A 16,948-nucleotide genomic window follows, 5' to 3' on the forward strand; every position below is an offset into this window, starting at 1 on the left:
TATTATTTTCCATTTTGGCACACAGAAAGGTAGTCATTAATAATGAGCGAAAAAGAAATGATTTACTTAGATATTGCTGAAGCTAAAGAAGCTTACAAAAGAGGTGAGAACATCACTCAGTATCTCAGAAATAAGTTCAATGAGCCTGAAAATACATCTGAAATAATAGAAATTGCATATGATTTGCAGGCTGGAAGTTATATCAGAGGAGTGGAGAGTAATCGAGAACAAGCACATCTATACGCCAATGAGTTAGGGGGAATCTTAAGTAAACATATTAGAAATGGAGAGACACTTCTGGATGTTGGCACTGGCGAGCTAACAACACTTACTCTGGCTCTAAACCAGGTTGATGTTGAGTTATCCAGCGTACTTGCGTTTGATATTAGTTGGTCGCGATTGAAGAAGGGGATGAATTTTCACCTTAATAACAACAAAAAATTAAACATCAATGTTGATACATTTATTGCTGATGCTAAAGAAATTCCGCTACACGAAAAATGTATAGACATTGTTACATCGAGTCATGCATTGGAGCCAAACGGGAAAAATCTATCCACCCTACTTAAAGAGTTGTTTCGTATCACAAAACGGAAGTTGGTTCTCTTTGAGCCTTCGTATGAGTTAAACTCGAATGAAGGGAAAGAGAGAATGGATAGTCTTGGTTACATAAAAGGCGTTGAAGAGGAAGTTACTAAATTAGGGGGAAGAGTGACGGAGATAAACCCAATAGTTAATGCTGGCAATCCGCTTAATCCGACTGCTTGTTACGTCATTGAACCACCTTCAACTTTCTCTAATATCGCTCTTAATAAACCTGTTTTCTGTGTACCAGGAACTAACTTTACATTAAAAGATAGTGGAGGTTTTCTTGCATCTGAAGATACAGGGTTATTATTCCCTGTGTTAGAGAATATACCAGTTCTTCGAAGTAAGTCTGCAATACTTGCCACCGCGAAATTTTAGAGAAGTTTAGTGCTGTTTTCTTAGTCCCCATTTTATTCACACAAAACCTAGAACGAACCGATATCTAGAACCATAGAGGAGCCGCCACGAGATAGACAAAGGATTTAAAATAAGATGCTTTCCAGTCGTATTGCGTTGAAAAACGCCGCCAATGCTTTAGCTTGCTCAATGTGAGCACTAGGTGGTTTTTACATTCATTGGCAACATTTGAGTGTAGCGACAAGGTTTAGGAAGCCCTGATAGTTTCTGGCGAGTTTGTCTTAGCGAGTTGCGATACGCCTGAAGTTTTTGAGCTTGCTGAAAAAGCGTTCAATCATATTGCGCTCTTTGCAGAGTTCCCGATCGAAAGGCCTCCATTTTGCGGTTGTAGTTCGACGGGGCACGACCGGTCTGGTACCGGTTGCAGCGATAGCGTTCATGGCGCGTTGATCATCATAGCCTTTGTCGGCCAGTACATAGTTTGCCTTGAAACCCTAGAGAAGACCTTCGGTCTGGGTGTTGTCGTTGCGCTCGCCTCCCGTCAGGATGAAGCGTACTGGATTGCCCAAGGCATCGGTAGCTGCATGGACTTTGGTGCTCAGTCCTCCTTTGGGCCGTCCCAGTGCGTGAGCTTCAAACCGACCTTCGGATTAATCGTTTTTATGGGGAACCTGCGCTTTACTGGTGAGCGTGCACAATGGTGCTGTCGATGAGGATGTACTCAAAAGTCGGCATCATCACTTAACGCCTTGAAAAGGTTCTCCCAAACCCCTTGGGCAGAACACGCCAATGTGCACCAGAGTGGGCCAGCCATAGTACCGCCTCCACGAACAACCACAACCTAAAGTTAAAAAAGAAAACCCCGGCCCAATCGCTTGAGTCGGGGAAGTTTGTGTCGTTCGGAGGAAGGCGGGGTTTTGACACCCCTTGGGATTTCAAAAACCCCGAAAACACGCATCAGGTTAGATGGTTTTAACAACCACCTTGCGCGCAGCCTGCGTTGTCAACCGGTTGCGAAGGGCCCTGCCAAACAGCGATGATTCAATTTCAAACTCATCGCCATCCTGTGTCGTCACACCATCGGCAAAGCTGAGTGTTGCCGTGCCAAAGAAATGCGCATGCACATCGCCGGGGCGGCAGAACAGATCATATTTGAAATGATGGTATTCAAGGTTGGCCAGCGTATGGGACATATTGTCTTCGCCGCTCAAAAACGGTTTTTCCCAGATCACCTTGCCATCGCGGTACAGCCGTGAGGTGCCCTCAACATGGCTTGGCAAATCGCCGAGCAACAATTCCGGGCCCATGGAGCACGCACGCAGTTTGGAATGTGCAAGATACAGGTAATTCTGGCGTTCGGTCACATGGTCGGAAAACTCATTGCCAATGGCAAAGCCGATCCGCACCGGATTGCCATCCGGATCAATCACATAGATCGCGGCAATTTCCGGCTCTTCACTGCCATCCAGCGCGAACGACGGGCTTGGCATATCCGCGCCGGGGCTGGCGACGATCGAACCATCGCCCTTATAAAACCATTCGGGCTGCACCCCGGTTTCACCGGCTTTCGGTTTGCCGCCCTCAACCCCCATGCGAAACATCTTCATGGAATCGGTTTCATCGGCCGCCTTATTGCCCGATGTGTGCATGTTGGCCCGGGCCGAGGCCGAGCCCAAATGGGTCAGGCCGGTGCCGGTGACCAGAAAATGCGCCGGATCGGCATGGGTGATCGGCGGCAACAAACGGCCTTCCTTGGCGACCTCGTCATAACTGATGCGGTCTTCGCCCATGCGCGACTTGGCCGCCGCAATCATGGTCGTGCCTTCCTTGATCGCGATTTCGGCCAGCTTCCGGGTGGAAGAAACCCCGGTGAGCACCAAAAGGGTCTCGGCATCTTCAACAACGGCAACATGCTGCGCGCCGGAGGTCTCTTTAAATTGAACCAGTCTCATGAAGTGCGTCCTGATATCCTGATATAAGTCTGTCTTATGCGGGAATTATCGTTGTGTAAGTGCGCGGGATCAGACCCAGCCACCATCGACGATAAAGTTCTGGGCGGTGACCATCCGGCTTTCATCGGAGGTCAGGAAAAGCGCCATGCGCGCGATGTCTTGCGGCATCACCTTGTTTTTAAGGCACTGGCGCTCGTCAATCTCGCGCTCGGCGGCTTCATCGACCCAAAGGTCAAGCTGGCGCTGCGTCATGACCCAGCCGGGCACAAGCGTATTGACCCGGATGTGATCCTTGCCAAGGTCGCGTGCCATGCCGCGTGTTAGCCCGTGCGTTGCCGCCTTGGCCGTGGTGTAGCCGGGCATGCCGCCCTGCCCCATCATCCAGCTGACCGACCCAAAATTAACAATCGCGCCGCCACCGGCCTTTTGCATCATGGGGGCGACCGCCTGAATGGCAAAGAACGATGGGCGAATGTTGATCGCCTGGCGTTCATCCCAATATTGCGGGGTGACGTCCTGCCATTTATGGCGGGTATCATTGGCGGCATTATTGAGCAGTGCTGTGATCGGGCCATTAAGCTCTGCGGCCTTGGCGATGGCTGCCTGCAACGCGGCAATGTCGGTCAAATCGCATTTGATGAAAACCGGCTTGTTGCGCGCCGTCTTGCCAAGTTTCTCGACCAGTTCATTGCCAGCATCTTCGATGATGTCGACAAAGGCGACCTTGGCCCCCTGCTCGACAAAGGCGGTGACAATCGCCTCGCCAATGCCCGAAGCACCCCCGGTGATGAATACTGATTTGTCTTCAAGGCTTGTGTAGTGTGTCGGTTTGCGATCAGCCATGATCGTTCCGTCTCCCATATTCTGGTCTATTGTTCTCTATGCGTCGGTCAAACATACAGGGACTCCGTATGTCAGACATCCGTATTCTCACACCAAAATTGGCAGAATCTGCATCAAAAAGCCGATGGCGCAGCGCAGCGGGGAAATTTTTCCTCAAGCATGAATATGCCCTGTCACACCGGGGGATCACCGCCCTTTTCAGGTGCCCGGGATTTCAATCCCTTGTGTCCACATGATGCTTCCTCCTGACAATCTTGTTTTGGGGTCAGGGTCTATTAATTTGACCCAAAGGACGCCCCGAATGGGTGCGGCTGCCCTTCCAATCAAATTAATAGACCCTGACCCTTATTCTTCATACAATAACATTAATGATCAGGATATCCGGCCCTGTCAAGCGTCAAACAGGTGAAGTCATGCCTTTCGATCTTGGCAACTGTGGTTTATAACACATCACCTTTGCACGCAGGTTTACATCGCACCGCACAAGTCCCCTGAAATAATTATATGCTTTGCAGCACAAGGGATTGCACCTGCCAGATAAGTTGCTCTAAAAATTAATTCATATTATATGAATAATATCAGCGCGGGCTTTTCGCCGTTTTCGTATTTAACAAGGCCGTGCCGGAGGGAATTTAATGTCGTCTACTATGTCGAGAACCTATGCCAAACGCAGCCTGCACAGCATTGTTGCGCATGATCTTGGAATGCGCATCGTTTCTGGCAAACTGGTCCCGGGGGATGTCCTGCCGACCGAGGCGGCCTTAAGTGAATCCCTCGACGTCTCGCGCACGGCCCTTCGCGAAGCCATTAAAATCCTCTCGGCCAAGGGACTGATTGAATCACGCCCCAAAACCGGCACGCGGGTTAAACCGCGCACCAGCTGGAACCTGCTTGATCCCGATGTGCTGTCATGGCACTTCCCCGATCCCGATCCGGCGTTTCTCTATAGCCTTCTGGAAACCCGCCTGATTATCGAGCCAAACACCGCCGCCATGGCCGCCATCCGGGCGACGCCAGAACAGATCAAGCATCTGGAAACCGCCTATTTCGAAATGGAAAAGGCCGAACCGGGGACCGAGGCTGTCTATATGACCGACCTTGTGTTCCATCAGGGGATTTTGGATGCGTCGGGCAATGATTTCATGAAATCGTTTGGCATGCTGATTGAAACCGCACTTATCGGCTCGTTCCGCCTGTCGTCTGGCGGGCCCAAGGCGCACGTTAAATCGCTGCCTGATCATCACGCGGTCTATGCCGCCATCAGCCAGCGCGACCCGGAAGAAGCACGCGCCAAAATGCACGGCCTGCTCCGCCGCACCATGCGTCAGCTCCGTCAGGAACTCGGCATGGAAGCCGAACATGACTGGGACGTCATCGGGTTGTAAGGTTGTTGGGCTACGCTCTTGATAGAAGAAAGAGCTAAAACATTGCGAGGCAACAACAGTGTGCCGTATGCCCAAAGATTGTTTTGAGACTTTTCTTTTACGGCACAGGTTTTGCCTGCGCGACGTAATAACTTCTCGAAATGGGCAATTTACTTCTGAAGACTTTTCAATTGTAAAATACTTTTCAGAAACAGAAAAACTCTGGTGGTTCACCAGATTTGGTTCGTACATAAAGCTTAAATGTGCCTTTTTGCTCGCAGAACACATGGCCAGCAATTCAACAGATCAAGCTGAGGGCTTTGCACTCGTCGTCTCTAAATTGAGCGACGATGAGTGGAAATTTGCCCTCGACTACTCGTCCTACCACAAAGTCCACGTGGCATTGAACAATCTTGACACCGTTTACAAAGCGATGGTGGAGTCAGCAACAAGACTCAATGCAGCCCTCGCCGGAATGACCTCTGCAAAAGATTTCGGTGGCTTTAAGACAGAGTTTTACGCGCACGAACAAACAATCGCGACCTCTAACCTTCTTAACTTTTCTGCCTTGTACGCTTCTTATATAGATGTCTGCCGCAGAATTAGAAAGTATACGAAGTTAAATGAAGTGACATCATATGATCGATCACTTGTTCGCATAATTGGCAAAAATTCAGGTGAGCACAAATTCGTTAAGGACTTACGCAATTACATTTTACACAATGAGATAGTCGAACCAGAATGTAACATCCACTACGATTTTGAACAGGGAAGAAGCTCAAATCTAGTACTGGACTCTTCTCAATTATTGCGTCGTGGTTCGACTTGGTGGAAAGGACCAGCTCGCGAGTTCATTCAACGGGCAGAGAGGATTGATATTCTCGCAACGGTGAACTGCGTTGTGAAAGACGTCGCTCGACTTATAGAGCTGCATCATAAACTAGCAAAAAAGCGCCTTCGCGCAGAGAAATCAGCCTACGATAAATACGTATATGAACGGCGTCGCTTCAGACACTTGCAAAACGCTACGATTGACATTGGGGCCGTGTTTAAACGACCAACATCGTTAGTGTCGAGGTTGATTAGCGACAACGTGCTGGAACTGGTGATGAACAGCGCGCTATCAGATGACGACGTGATTGTCGTTATTACGATGATTGCAAACCGATATGAGAACCTAGGACAAGAGAAGCTAGACCTTTTGAGAAAAGAAGTAACAATATTATTGCGTCAGCGTCCGGAATTGCCAAAAGCTAGCGCATACCTAGATGGTCGAAAGCTCTGAACTGTTCCTCTCCTTTTTGACAGGATGCCGACAGCAGCCATCACATCCCCTGACGTGAAACGTCGCACAACCGGCCCTTTGGCCGGTTTTCTTCATTTTAACGGAGAATGTGATGAAGCACCTCATGATCGCGCTTGGCGCGCTGTTTGTTTTTGCACTGGGCATCCAAAGTGCGCAGGCAAACCTCAAAAAGGATTATTGCAGCAATCAAGAATACTACACCAATGCCGGTGCCAATGACGGCAGCAAGTACCCGCACCTTCATTGCGGCAAGACCTTCCTGACCTACAGTGCCAGTTCCGGCAAACACTATAACTTTGTCGTCGGCGACGCGCTCAAAACCGGAACGGCGGGCAGTGCCTGCTCCAAAGCCGATGAGCAATCGGCCGATGCGCTGAAAGACATCATCGCCGAGGTTTGCACCGACGACAGCAAAACTTGCACCGGCTGCTGATTAGATCCCAAAACTCAGGGCGGCCGGATGAACGGTTCAATGAACGATCCGGTGGACGGCCCGATGGCCGATCCGACGAACGGTTCAAAGGCCGATCCGACGAACCATCCAAACGGCCGCCCTGCCCATTCCTCATACAAATATCATTTCGCCAAAAATCGACAAACCGGCCCCCGTCGCCGGGATTGCCCCCGCCCGCCGCTCATTATTCACCAAAAATGACTAATCAGATGAATTAAACAATATATCTGAATAAAAATCGGGCCGGAACAGCCTCCCGTTCCGGCCCGATTTTACATTTTTAAACGTCGATCAAACGGCGGTCTACACCGTCAACTGGCCCCGGCCCGCATGCCCGAGAACGACCGGGTAATCAGGCGCTGCAGAACGATAAAACCAAACAGCAAGGCCCCAATCATGATCTTGGTCCACCAGCTATTAAGCGACCCGTCAAACGCAATCAGCGTCTGGATCACACCCATAATGATCCCGCCAAAAAACGTCCCGATCACAAAGCCCATACCACCGGTCAAAAGTGTCCCGCCAATCACCACTGCGGCAATCGCGTCAAGCTCCACGCCCACCGCTGCCAACGGATAGGCAGATGCGGTGTAAAAGGCAAAGACAACACCGGAAAGTGCACTGAAAAAGCCCGACAATGCATAGACCCGAATGATGGTGGCATGCACCGGAGTCCCCAGCAATTCCGCCGATTGTCGGTCCCCGCCAATGGCATAGACATTGCGCCCGAACCGGGTGTAATGGGCAATGATGATCCCGCCAATAACGGTCAGGATCATCAACACCGCCGATGCCGTCAACCAGCCCCGTCCGGGCAGCGGAATTTTAAAACCGCTGAACTCAGACACAAAGGAATGGTCAATCGGAACAGAGTCCAGATTGATCAAAAAGCACATCCCGCGCAGGAAAAACATCCCCGCCAGTGTGATGATAAACGGCTGAATATCAAACTTGGCAATCAGCACCCCCATCACAGCCCCAAATGCCGATCCAACAATGATCGAAATCACTGCGGCCAACACCGGATGCATGCCAAACCCGGTAACAAGTTCGGCCATCAGAACCCCGACAAAGGCAATCATCGAGCCGACCGACAAATCAATCCCGCCCGACAGAATGACAAAGGTCATGCCAACAGCGGTAATGATCAAAAAGGCATTATCGGTCAGAAGTGCGCCCAGAACGTAGGTGTCTGAAAACGCACGATGTTCAAAAATCCCATAGCCATAGAGCAAGGCCAAAACAGCCAGGGTCGCGACCAGCGGGTAAAAGCGTTCATTAATTTTCATTGGATTTCCCCCGCGTCATCTTTCCCCCGATTTTTCCCCAGGCCAAACCGACAAGTTCACGCGATTTTGGTGCCTGCACCAGCAATACCGCCATCACGACAGCAGCCTTGACAATCAGGGTGTATTGCGACGGCAGACCCGACAACAAAATGCCGGTTGTCAGGGACTGAATGATCAAAACCCCGATCACCGTCATACCGATAAAGAACCGACCGCCCATAAGCGACGCCCCGCCAATCACCACAGCCAAAATCGCATCAAGTTCAAGCCACAAGCCGGCATTGTTGGCATCCGCCCCGCGAATGTCAGCCGCAATAATGATCCCGGCCACCGCCGAACACAGCCCCGCCGTGGCATAAGCCATCAGCTTAATGCCGCGTGCGTCAATCCCGGCAACCCGGCTCGCACGCGCATTGCCGCCAACGGACTCAACAAACAGGCCAAGGGCGGTTTTACGCATGATCAGATACAGCCCGCCAATAACGAAACCGGCAATGATCACCCGCCACGGAATACCAAAAAGATACCCGCTGCCAATGCCTTCAAAGAACGCCCCGTGGAAGGTCACGATCTGACCGCCGGTGATCATCTGCGCGATACCACGCCCGGCCACCATCAGGATCAGGGTGGCAATAATCGGCTGAATATCAAGGAAGGCGACCAAAACACCGTTCCAAAGCCCGCACAAAAGCCCGGCCCCAAGCGCGGCCAGAATGATCACGGCAGGATGCAGATCGGTATCGCGGATCAAAACCGCCATAACGGCCCCGGAAATCGCAATCACCGAGCCGACCGAAAGATCAATGCCGCGCGTGCCAATGACAACCGCCATCCCGACCGCAACAAGGGCGGTTGACGCCCCGCGATGAACCACATCAACAAGCGACCCATAAAGATGCCCGTCAACAATGCGAACGTTAAAGAAGTCCGGCGAAATCACGCCAATGCCCAGAATAATAAGGACAAGGGCCGCAACCGGGCCAAACCACGGACGGCTTATTATCGAAGATGCAGACATGATGCTGCTTTCCCGTACTTTCTTTTTATCGTGTAAACTGCTCATCGTGCGATCGCCTCGATGATGTTTTCCTGCGTGATCTCGGCCCCTGTGAGTTCAGATACCTTTTCACGGTCACGCATCACCGCAACGCGGTCGGCAAAGGCAACGATTTCATCAAGCTCGGATGACGCCACCAGCAAAGCCAGCCCCTCATCACAGAGTTCCTTGATCAATTTGATGATGTCGGCATGCGCCCCGACATCAATGCCGCGTGTCGGCTCATCCAAAATCAGCAGCAGCGGCTTGGACACCAGCCAGCGGGCTAGAATGACCTTTTGCTGATTGCCACCGCTGAGCTGCCCGACGGGTTTTTCACTGTCAGGGGTGGCAATGCCCAAGGCCTTGATCATTTTATCGGCAAGCTGTTGTTGCTCGGCGCGCGGGATCGGACACAGCCATCCTTTGCGGCCCTGAAGGGCGAGCATGATGTTTTCGCGCACACTGAGTTCGGCCACAATACCATCCTGTTTGCGGTCTTCGGGACACAGGCCAAAGCCCGCCCGGATCGCATGGCGCGGGGACCGCAGCATCACCGGTTCCCCGTCCATAAAGACAAGGCCGCTGTCCGCCCGTTGTGTGCCAAATATCAGTTCGGAAAGCTCGGTTCGCCCCGACCCCAGCAAACCGGCAAGACCGACAATTTCACCGGCCTGAAGATCCAGACTGACCGGTTCAAGCACGCGTTTCTTGCCAAGGTTCTTGACCTGAATTTCACGTTTGGGTCCGGTATAGTTGCCTTCGTCCTGATGACGGTGCGCGCTGACTTCGGCCAGTTCATGGCCGAGCATGTGATTGATCAGATCAATCTGTTCGAGTTCTTTGGTGACGAAGGTGCCGACCAACTCGCCATTGCGCAGGACCGTAATCCGGTCGGTGACGGCATAGACCTGATCAAGGAAATGGGTAACAAAAACAATGCCAAGCCCCTTGGCCTTTAAGTCGCGCATGATGCGAAACAGGCTTTTGATTTCGTCGGCATCCAGACTTGCGGTTGGCTCATCGAGGATCAGAACACGGGCATCAAGGGCCACCGCACGGGCAATCGCCACAAGTTGCTGAATGGCCACCGAATAGGAGCCCAATGGCCGGTGGATGTCGATATCAAGACCCAAGATTTCAAGCGCGGCCTTGGCGTCTTCGTCGGTTTTTTTCCACGCAATCAGACCAAATTTACGGGTCTGACGTTCCAGCATCAGGTTTTCGGCCACCGACAATGTCGGGATCAGATTGACTTCCTGAAAAACTGTGGAAATACCCAGCGCCTGTGCGTCGCCCGGGTGGTTTGGATGGATTTCTTCGCCGTTAAGTGTGACGGAACCGGCATCGCGCGGATGGACCCCGGTGATCACCTTGATCAAGGTCGATTTGCCGGCCCCGTTTTCACCCAAAAGTGCGTGAATTTCGCCTTCGTGCAAATCAAAATCAACGTCCTGCAGGGCCTTGACCCCGGGAAAGAATTTCCCCGCCCCGCGGACTGAAAGCACCGTCTTGCCCGTTTGTTGGGGCTGTGTTGCCTGTGCCATATAAACGCCCTCTCCCTTTTGGTTCTGACTGCGCTAAAGCATTTTGTCTGTCATCTGCTTTAGCCTATATGCACCCGGACGCACCCCCACAATCGCGGGAGCACGTCCGACGCATTATCAGCCAGAATTCATCAGATCATCGTCCATAGCATGATGCACGGATAACCTGATGACTGCACGTTACTTGCTGCGCATTTTGTATTCTTCAGCAGCCGTATCGGGCAGATAGAGCGGGCCATTTGCCTTGATCCATTTCGGAACTTCTTCACCAGCCATCGCTGCCTTGATCGCATCAAAGGATGGTGCACCCAAATGCGGGTTCAGCTCGATCGTGGCATTGGTATCGCCGTCAGCCATGGCTTTGAAGATATCGGGCACCGCATCAATCGATACGACGAGGATATCATCAGCCGGGTCAAGACCAGCTTCCTTGATGGCCTGAACGGCACCAAGTGCCATGTCATCATTGTGCGCATAGACCGCACAGATGTTTTTGCCGCCATCTTCGGCCTTCAGGAAGCTTTCCATGACTTCCTTACCACCCGAACGGGTGAAGTCACCCGACTGCGAACGGATGATGTTGATTGCCGGGAAGTTGCCGACAACGGATTCAAAACCTTCTTTGCGGTCATTGGCTGCAGACGACCCAACGGTGCCCTGCAGTTCAACAACATCACAAACACCGTTGGTTTCAGCAGCCAACCAAGCGGCAGCCAAGGCACCTTCGACGACGAAGTCAGAAGCCACTTTGGTCAGATACAGATCTTCGTCCGCAGCAACGCCACGGTCCACCAGCACGACCGGAATACCGGCATCTTTGGCTTCTTTAAGAACCTGATCCCAACCGGTTTCAACAACCGGTGCCAGCAAGATACCGTCAACGCCCTGGGCGATGAAGGAACGAACGGCCTTGATCTGGTTTTCCTGTTTCTGCTGTGCATCAGAGAATTTCAGGTCAATGCCGCGTTTTTCGGCTTCGGCCTTGATCGATGCGGTTTCAGACGTACGCCAGCCACTTTCAGAACCGATCTGCGAAAAGCCGATCATCATTTCTGCCTGTGCGGCAAACGAAAGACCCAGTGCAACGCCAAGTGCCGCAGTTGATACGGCTAATTTTTTGAGACTCACCACGAGTTCCTCCCTAAGTGTGGTTTCTTGCTTAAAAGCCATATAGTAATACAATATGAGTTGAAGCGACTCAACCATATAGTTATTCGCTCATACACGGGATCGCCACACGCGATCCGAAACATGTGCTAAGATCAACAAAAGCAAAGACTTCGGGAGTTGGAAATGTCGAATTCACCGCAATCCTCAAAGGTTGTACGCCCCTCATCAGACACCCCTAAAGAAGGTGCAAATGCCCCCCGGCATGTGCTGCGCAGCGATCAGATTCGCGTCAGCCTTTCTGCGGTTGGCGCGCGGATGTGCGGGCTGTATCTGCGCGATGCCAGCAGCGAAAATGAAACCAACATTGCCGTCGGCCTGGAAAGTGATGAGGCATATCTGGCGCAAGACAGCTATATCGGCGCGGTTTGCGGGCGTTACGCCAATCGAATTGCCAATTCGCGCTACACCGACCCGTCGGGCAAGGACGTCATTCTTTCGTCTAATGAAGGGCCGACCCATCTGCATGGTGGCCAAATCGGCTTTGATAAAAAGACATGGACGGTGACGGATGCCAGCGACACAAAAGTCTGCTTTGAACTGACCTCAGACGATGGCGATCAGGGATATCCGGGAAGCTTCACCGCAACGGCAACCTACTCGGTCATCGCCCCCAATCGCCTGCGCCTTGAAATCACCGCGACCTGCGATCAGCCCTGCCCGATCAATATGACCAGCCATGCCTATTGGAACCTGTCGGGCGCGTTTAACAAAACCGCCGCCGATCATGTTTTACAAATCAATGCCGATGCGTGGTTGCCAATTGATGATCATTTGATCCCGCTTCCGGGCACCCGTGATGTTGCCGGAACCGGCTATGATTTCCGAAGTGCCGCACGGGTATCGGACATGCTGCCCCATGCGTCACAGGGGTTTGATCATAATTTCTGCCTGACCGGCGATCGCGGCACACTGCGCCAGATCGCCACACTGTCTGATTCCGATAGTGGCCGATCGATGAAACTGTTTTCAACCGAGGCTGGTCTGCAATTCTATCTTTGCCAGCATTTCACCGCAGACATGAAGACCGAAGACGGCGTTTCGCTTCACAAGTCTGCCGGCATCGCGCTTGAACCGCAAACATGGCCTGACAGTCCCAACCGCCCGGATTTCCCGAGCCCTTGGCTTAAGCCCAGTGAGACGTATCAGCATGTGATTGAGTGGGAGTTTTCCTAAGCGGTATGGCCCGGAAATAAGATTGCAAGTCGTCGTTCCCGCGACGGCGGGAACCTCGTGCATACGGGCGTAAAACGCCTTATGAACCAGCGGATCGAGATTCCGGGCTTGCGCTGCGCTCCACCCGGAATGACGGTTTTATAAGGTCAGCAGATTGGTGCTTGGTGTTGCTGACCTTCAATGCGCCCATCAAAGTGCAGAAACTGCCCCATCCGCACGCGGATCGCTCGCACCTTCCATCACGCCATTGCGTTGCAATCGAATGCCGCCCGCATGGCCCATGATGTCTTCATAGGGGCCAACGAGTTCGACCACATGACCGGCTTTTTCAAGTTGATCAATCAGGGCCGGATCGAAACGATTTTCGAGCTTCAGGGAGGTGGTTTCATCGCCCCATGTCTTGCCGAGCAACCAACGCGGTTTGGTGATGGCGTCTTGCAGGTCCTGGCCAAACATCACGTTGCGAGTAAAGATCGCCGACTGGGTTTGCGGTTGGCCTTCGCCGCCCATGGTCCCGTATGTCAGCACCGACCCATCGTTGAGTTTGGCCAGTGCCGGGTTCAGGGTATGGAACGGCAGGCGGCCCGGTCCGAGTTGGTTGGGGCCGTCATGCAAAGTGAAGCTGGCACCCCGGTTTTGGAACAAAACGCCGGTTTCGGGCACGACCACCCCCGATCCAAATTCCCAGAAAATGCTTTGGATATAGCTTACCGCAACCCCGTTGGCGTCAATCGCCCCCATCCAGATGGTATCGCCCGGTTTCGCGACATGCGGCCATGGTAAGGCGGTGCCCATATTGATTTTGGCGGCCTCGGCATCGAGCATCGCGTCAGCAAGAAGGTCCATCGGATCAATCGTCATCCGGTCCGGGTCGCCGATATGGGCATCACGTTTGAGAAAGGCACGTTTGGTGGCCTCGATCAAGCCATGGATATGGTCAAAACCCTCGGCACTCGTCACACCAAGACGGTCAAACAGACCAAGAATCATGAGTGACGCCGCCCCTTGGGTGGGTGGCACCATGTTAAACACCGTGCCGGTCGCAAGTTTGACCGACAGTGGGGTGGTGACTTTGGCGTGATAGGTTTCGAAATCAGAAAGTCGCAAAGGGCTTCCGACCGCAGACAGGCCGTTGGCATTGCTGCGCGCGACATCGCCGCGGTAAAAATCATCAAACCCGACCTTGCCCAGATGTGCGAGCGTCGCGCCAAGGGCGGGTTGTTTTAACACATCCCCGATGGCCGGAACGCCGTGGGCAGCATAGGTATCAACAAAGCCCGGTGAGCCTTTGAGTTCGGGCATTTTGGAATGCGTCAGTTCGACCTGCGATTTGGTCACCGGCACGCCGGTTTTGGCGTGATGTACGGCATCAGAAACCAGACGCGCCATCGGAAGTGTGCCGCCCAATCCCTTGGCAATCTCAGCCGCCTTGATCCAGCCGCCAATCGCACCGGCCACGGTTAAGGCCGCCAGTGGCCCGCGTGCCGGGATCGCGGCCTTCCCCTGCTCACGGTAAAAATCCGGGGTCGCCAGACCCGCGGCACCGCCACAGGCGCGAATGGCCACCGGGTCCTTGCCCGGTTCGGAAATAAGCCAGAAGCCATCGCCGCCAATCGCATTCATGTGCGGATAGACAACCGCAATACTGGCGGCCGCGGCAACCATCGCCTCAACCGCGTTGCCACCATCACGCAAGATATCGCGGCCTGCCTGTGCGGCCAGATGATGCGGGGCGGTGATCATGCCCCCAAGGGCGGTTCTGGAACGTAACATTTAATCGGCCTTTACTCTTGCTTGCTTGGCGTCAACCGTCGGACATGCTGCACGGTGGGTGCACAGCATGTCCGGGTATAGGCCCTGAGCCTAGTTCTAGCGCTGTTTTAAAAAACCGTTCAGCGCCTTTTCACATCGTAGAATAATCGCGCTACCACCCGATCAGGTTGGGCAGCCAACTGGTCAGTTCCGGGAAGATAAACAGCAAGACCAAAGCCACCGCCTGAATGCCGATAAACGGGATCACGCCGCGATAAATATCGACCGTGGAGACCGATTTTGGCGCCACCCCCTTGAGGAAGAACAGCGCCCAGCCAAACGGCGGGGTCAAGAAACTGGTTTGCAGGTTCATCGCCACCAGAATGGCCAGCCACGCCATATCAATCCCGCTGTTGATAAACACCGGCAGGAACATCGGAAGCGCGATATAGGAAATTTCAATCCATTCAAGGAAGAAACCCAGCACAAAGATCACGGCCATCATGAACAGAAGGTTGCCCATATCACCACCGGGCACCCATTCAAACATGGCATGCACCAGTCCTTCGCCGCCCAGTCCCCGGAAGGCCAGACCAAAGGGCTGCGCGCAGATCAGGATAAAGAACACCATCGCACTGGTGACCAGCGTGTCATGCAAGACATCGCGCATCACAGACAGGTTCAACCGCCCTGCGACAAGGGCGAGAATAAGCGCGCCAAGTGCGCCCATGGAGGCGGCTTCTGTTGGGGCGGCGATGCCGCCAACAATGGACCCCAACACGGCAAAGACCAAGGCCAACGGCGGAATGACCACCTTGCAGATTTTGATCAGAAGTTGCTGCGTGCCCAGCGCATCGCGTTCTTCCTTGGGGATGGCGGGCACCATGTCGGGTTTGAAAATACCAAGCAACACCAGATAAAGGGCCAGCATCCCGGCCAAAATCAATCCGGGTACCATGGCCGCAGCAAACAATGTGCCGACGGACTCCCCCAGAATATCGGCAAGCAGGATCAGGACAAGGCTAGGCGGGATGATTTGCCCCAGCGTGCCCGATGCGCAGATCACACCACAGGCAACGCCCTTGTTATAACCACGGTTGATCAGGGGTTGTAGCGACAACAAGCCGACGGTGACGACCGTTGCTCCGACAACGCCCGAAGATGCGCCCATCAAAACGCCGACAATGACGATCGCCAGCCCCATGCCGCCACGTAGCCGCCCCATGGCATGGCCGATGACATCAATCAGTTCTTCGGCGAGTTTTGATTTTTCAAGCATCACCCCCATAAAGATGAAAAGCGGCAATGCCAGAAGGGTATAGTTTGTCACAACCCCGTAAACGCGGGCGGGCAGCAAATTAAACAGGCCCGTGCCAAAGCCCATAATCCCAAAGGCCAATCCCGAAATCGCAAGCGAGATTGCCACAGGCACACCGAGCACGAGGAAGCCAAAAAAGCCCCCGACCATGCCGATGGCCAGCCATTCATTTCCGGTCATGATTGATTAGTCTCCTGCACCGTTTTGCGCCGTCACACCAGAGGTGCCGGGGGCATCAGATGCATCAAAGGCACGTGCGCCATCACTGGCGATGATTTGACGATAGTTGATCAACCCTTGGGCAATCGCCTGTATGAACATCAAGCCAAAGCCAATCGGAATGAAGGATTTGAGCAAGAAGCGATACGGCAAGCCACCGGGATCGGGGGACCCTTCGCCCATCATGATCGATTGCCCGACATAGGGGATCGAAAACCAGATCAGGGCCACGCCGAGAATGGCCATCAGGACGGCTGAAATCAGGTCAATGATCGCCTGAGCCCGGGGGCTCAGACGTTCATAGAGAAAATCGACCCGCACATGGCCGCCATGGCGCATGCCATAGGCCATCCCCATCAGGGCAATCGGTGACACCAAATGCCATTCGAGTTCCTGCATTGCGACACTGCCGGAATTAAACAGATAGCGCAGCAACACGTTTCCGCCGACCACCAGTACAAGGGCAAGGCCACTTAAGGCTGCCCCCCATCCGGCAATATCGACAATCCGGCCCAGAACACGGTCAAGAACAGGGGCCAAAACAGGGTCCGGGAGCGGTTCAGTGCGGGTCGCAGTCATA

Annotated in this window: 15 protein-coding genes; 6 read left to right on the plus strand and 9 right to left on the minus strand. The window is 53.2% G+C overall.

All coding sequences use genetic code 11. From position 1 onward, the window contains the following. The first annotated feature begins 42 nt into the window (after window positions 1-42). A complete protein-coding gene (locus AMM48_RS03650) occupies window positions 43-966 on the plus strand; it encodes a class I SAM-dependent methyltransferase (RefSeq protein WP_102782935.1) in 924 nt (307 codons plus the stop codon). A gap of 941 nt (window positions 967-1,907) precedes the next feature. Here AMM48_RS03650 and araD1 read toward each other — a convergent pair. Together araD1 and AMM48_RS03665 are read right to left on the minus strand one after the other, a co-directional pair. Next, window positions 1,908-2,897, minus strand: a complete 990-nt coding sequence (gene araD1 / locus AMM48_RS03660; RefSeq protein WP_102782937.1) for an AraD1 family protein — start codon at window positions 2,895-2,897, stop codon at window positions 1,908-1,910. A gap of 69 nt (window positions 2,898-2,966) precedes the next feature. Next, window positions 2,967-3,740, minus strand: coding sequence for an SDR family oxidoreductase (locus AMM48_RS03665; RefSeq protein WP_102782938.1), 774 nt, complete (start codon window positions 3,738-3,740; stop codon window positions 2,967-2,969). A 635-nt stretch (window positions 3,741-4,375) separates the two neighbouring features. Here AMM48_RS03665 and AMM48_RS03670 point away from each other — a divergent pair. From AMM48_RS03670 to AMM48_RS03685, 4 genes are all read left to right on the plus strand, one after another. Next, window positions 4,376-5,125 (plus strand): FadR/GntR family transcriptional regulator, encoded by a 750-nt coding sequence (locus tag AMM48_RS03670; protein ID WP_051145988.1) that lies wholly within the window; start codon window positions 4,376-4,378, stop codon window positions 5,123-5,125. A 265-nt stretch (window positions 5,126-5,390) separates the two neighbouring features. Then, window positions 5,391-6,389 carry a hypothetical protein gene (locus AMM48_RS03675; RefSeq protein ID WP_146030367.1) on the plus strand — a complete coding sequence of 333 codons (999 nt, stop codon included), beginning with the start codon at window positions 5,391-5,393 and terminating at the stop codon, window positions 6,387-6,389. 112 nt (window positions 6,390-6,501) lie between these two features. Continuing rightward, window positions 6,502-6,843 carry a hypothetical protein gene (locus AMM48_RS03680; RefSeq protein WP_181951542.1) on the plus strand — a complete coding sequence of 114 codons (342 nt, stop codon included), beginning with the start codon at window positions 6,502-6,504 and terminating at the stop codon, window positions 6,841-6,843. A 27-nt stretch (window positions 6,844-6,870) separates the two neighbouring features. Continuing rightward, on the plus strand, window positions 6,871-7,065 hold the full coding sequence (locus AMM48_RS03685) for a hypothetical protein (protein WP_158246417.1): 195 nt from the start codon (window positions 6,871-6,873) through the stop codon (window positions 7,063-7,065). Between the two features lie 110 nt (window positions 7,066-7,175). Here the strand turns inward: AMM48_RS03685 and yjfF are convergent, their stop codons facing one another. The 4 genes from yjfF to AMM48_RS03705 all read right to left on the minus strand — a co-directional run bounded on the left by yjfF (window position 7,176) and on the right by AMM48_RS03705 (window position 11,867). Further along, window positions 7,176-8,153, minus strand: coding sequence for a galactofuranose ABC transporter, permease protein YjfF (yjfF, locus tag AMM48_RS03690; RefSeq protein WP_022732554.1), 978 nt, complete (start codon window positions 8,151-8,153; stop codon window positions 7,176-7,178). After that, entirely contained in the window at window positions 8,143-9,216 is a 1,074-nt protein-coding gene (locus AMM48_RS03695) for an ABC transporter permease (protein WP_198413494.1), read from the minus strand. Before AMM48_RS03695 ends, yjfF begins: the two co-directional genes overlap by 11 nt. Continuing rightward, a complete protein-coding gene (locus tag AMM48_RS03700) occupies window positions 9,213-10,736 on the minus strand; it encodes a sugar ABC transporter ATP-binding protein (protein ID WP_102782941.1) in 1,524 nt (507 codons plus the stop codon). Before AMM48_RS03700 ends, AMM48_RS03695 begins: the two co-directional genes overlap by 4 nt. A 180-nt stretch (window positions 10,737-10,916) precedes the next feature. After that, window positions 10,917-11,867 carry an ABC transporter substrate-binding protein gene (locus AMM48_RS03705; RefSeq protein ID WP_102782942.1) on the minus strand — a complete coding sequence of 317 codons (951 nt, stop codon included), beginning with the start codon at window positions 11,865-11,867 and terminating at the stop codon, window positions 10,917-10,919. A gap of 162 nt (window positions 11,868-12,029) precedes the next feature. On the opposite strand from AMM48_RS03705, the gene AMM48_RS03710 reads away from it, so the two are divergent. Further along, window positions 12,030-13,079: an aldose epimerase family protein gene (locus tag AMM48_RS03710; RefSeq protein WP_102782943.1), complete on the plus strand. Its 1,050-nt coding sequence runs from the start codon at window positions 12,030-12,032 to the stop codon at window positions 13,077-13,079. Window positions 13,080-13,268: 189 nt separating this feature from the next. Here AMM48_RS03710 and AMM48_RS03715 read toward each other — a convergent pair whose 3' ends face one another. The 3 genes from AMM48_RS03715 to AMM48_RS03725 form a co-directional block, all read right to left on the minus strand. After that, window positions 13,269-14,852 carry a gamma-glutamyltransferase gene (locus AMM48_RS03715; protein WP_102782944.1) on the minus strand — a complete coding sequence of 528 codons (1,584 nt, stop codon included), beginning with the start codon at window positions 14,850-14,852 and terminating at the stop codon, window positions 13,269-13,271. A gap of 151 nt (window positions 14,853-15,003) precedes the next feature. Continuing rightward, complete coding sequence (locus AMM48_RS03720) at window positions 15,004-16,329, minus strand: TRAP transporter large permease subunit (RefSeq protein WP_102782945.1); 1,326 nt, start codon at window positions 16,327-16,329, stop codon at window positions 15,004-15,006. A gap of 6 nt (window positions 16,330-16,335) precedes the next feature. Then, window positions 16,336-16,947, minus strand: a complete 612-nt coding sequence (locus AMM48_RS03725) for a TRAP transporter small permease subunit (RefSeq protein WP_102782946.1) — start codon at window positions 16,945-16,947, stop codon at window positions 16,336-16,338. Between the last annotated feature and the right edge of the window lies 1 nt (window position 16,948).

The organism is Thalassospira sp. GB04J01 (genome assembly GCF_000751115.1).
Lineage (GTDB): Bacteria > Pseudomonadota > Alphaproteobacteria > Rhodospirillales > Thalassospiraceae > Thalassospira > Thalassospira lucentensis.

Excerpts from the sequence above, each read along its gene's own strand:
- AMM48_RS03650 (WP_102782935.1), top strand. The coding sequence starts at position 43 with ATGAGCGAAAAAGAAATGATTTACTTAGATATTGCTGAAGCTAAAGAA.
- araD1 (WP_102782937.1), bottom strand. The coding sequence starts at position 2,897 with ATGAGACTGGTTCAATTTAAAGAGACCTCCGGCGCGCAGCATGTTGCC.
- AMM48_RS03665 (WP_102782938.1), bottom strand. The coding sequence starts at position 3,740 with ATGGCTGATCGCAAACCGACACACTACACAAGCCTTGAAGACAAATCA.
- AMM48_RS03670 (WP_051145988.1), top strand. The coding sequence starts at position 4,376 with ATGTCGTCTACTATGTCGAGAACCTATGCCAAACGCAGCCTGCACAGC.
- AMM48_RS03675 (WP_146030367.1), top strand. The coding sequence starts at position 5,391 with ATGGCCAGCAATTCAACAGATCAAGCTGAGGGCTTTGCACTCGTCGTC.
- AMM48_RS03680 (WP_181951542.1), top strand. The coding sequence starts at position 6,502 with ATGAAGCACCTCATGATCGCGCTTGGCGCGCTGTTTGTTTTTGCACTG.
- AMM48_RS03685 (WP_158246417.1), top strand. The coding sequence starts at position 6,871 with ATGAACGGTTCAATGAACGATCCGGTGGACGGCCCGATGGCCGATCCG.
- yjfF (WP_022732554.1), bottom strand. The coding sequence starts at position 8,153 with ATGAAAATTAATGAACGCTTTTACCCGCTGGTCGCGACCCTGGCTGTT.
- AMM48_RS03695 (WP_198413494.1), bottom strand. The coding sequence starts at position 9,216 with ATGAGCAGTTTACACGATAAAAAGAAAGTACGGGAAAGCAGCATCATG.
- AMM48_RS03700 (WP_102782941.1), bottom strand. The coding sequence starts at position 10,736 with ATGGCACAGGCAACACAGCCCCAACAAACGGGCAAGACGGTGCTTTCA.
- AMM48_RS03710 (WP_102782943.1), top strand. The coding sequence starts at position 12,030 with ATGTCGAATTCACCGCAATCCTCAAAGGTTGTACGCCCCTCATCAGAC.
- AMM48_RS03715 (WP_102782944.1), bottom strand. The coding sequence starts at position 14,852 with ATGTTACGTTCCAGAACCGCCCTTGGGGGCATGATCACCGCCCCGCAT.
- AMM48_RS03720 (WP_102782945.1), bottom strand. The coding sequence starts at position 16,329 with ATGACCGGAAATGAATGGCTGGCCATCGGCATGGTCGGGGGCTTTTTT.
- AMM48_RS03725 (WP_102782946.1), bottom strand. The coding sequence starts at position 16,947 with ATGACTGCGACCCGCACTGAACCGCTCCCGGACCCTGTTTTGGCCCCT.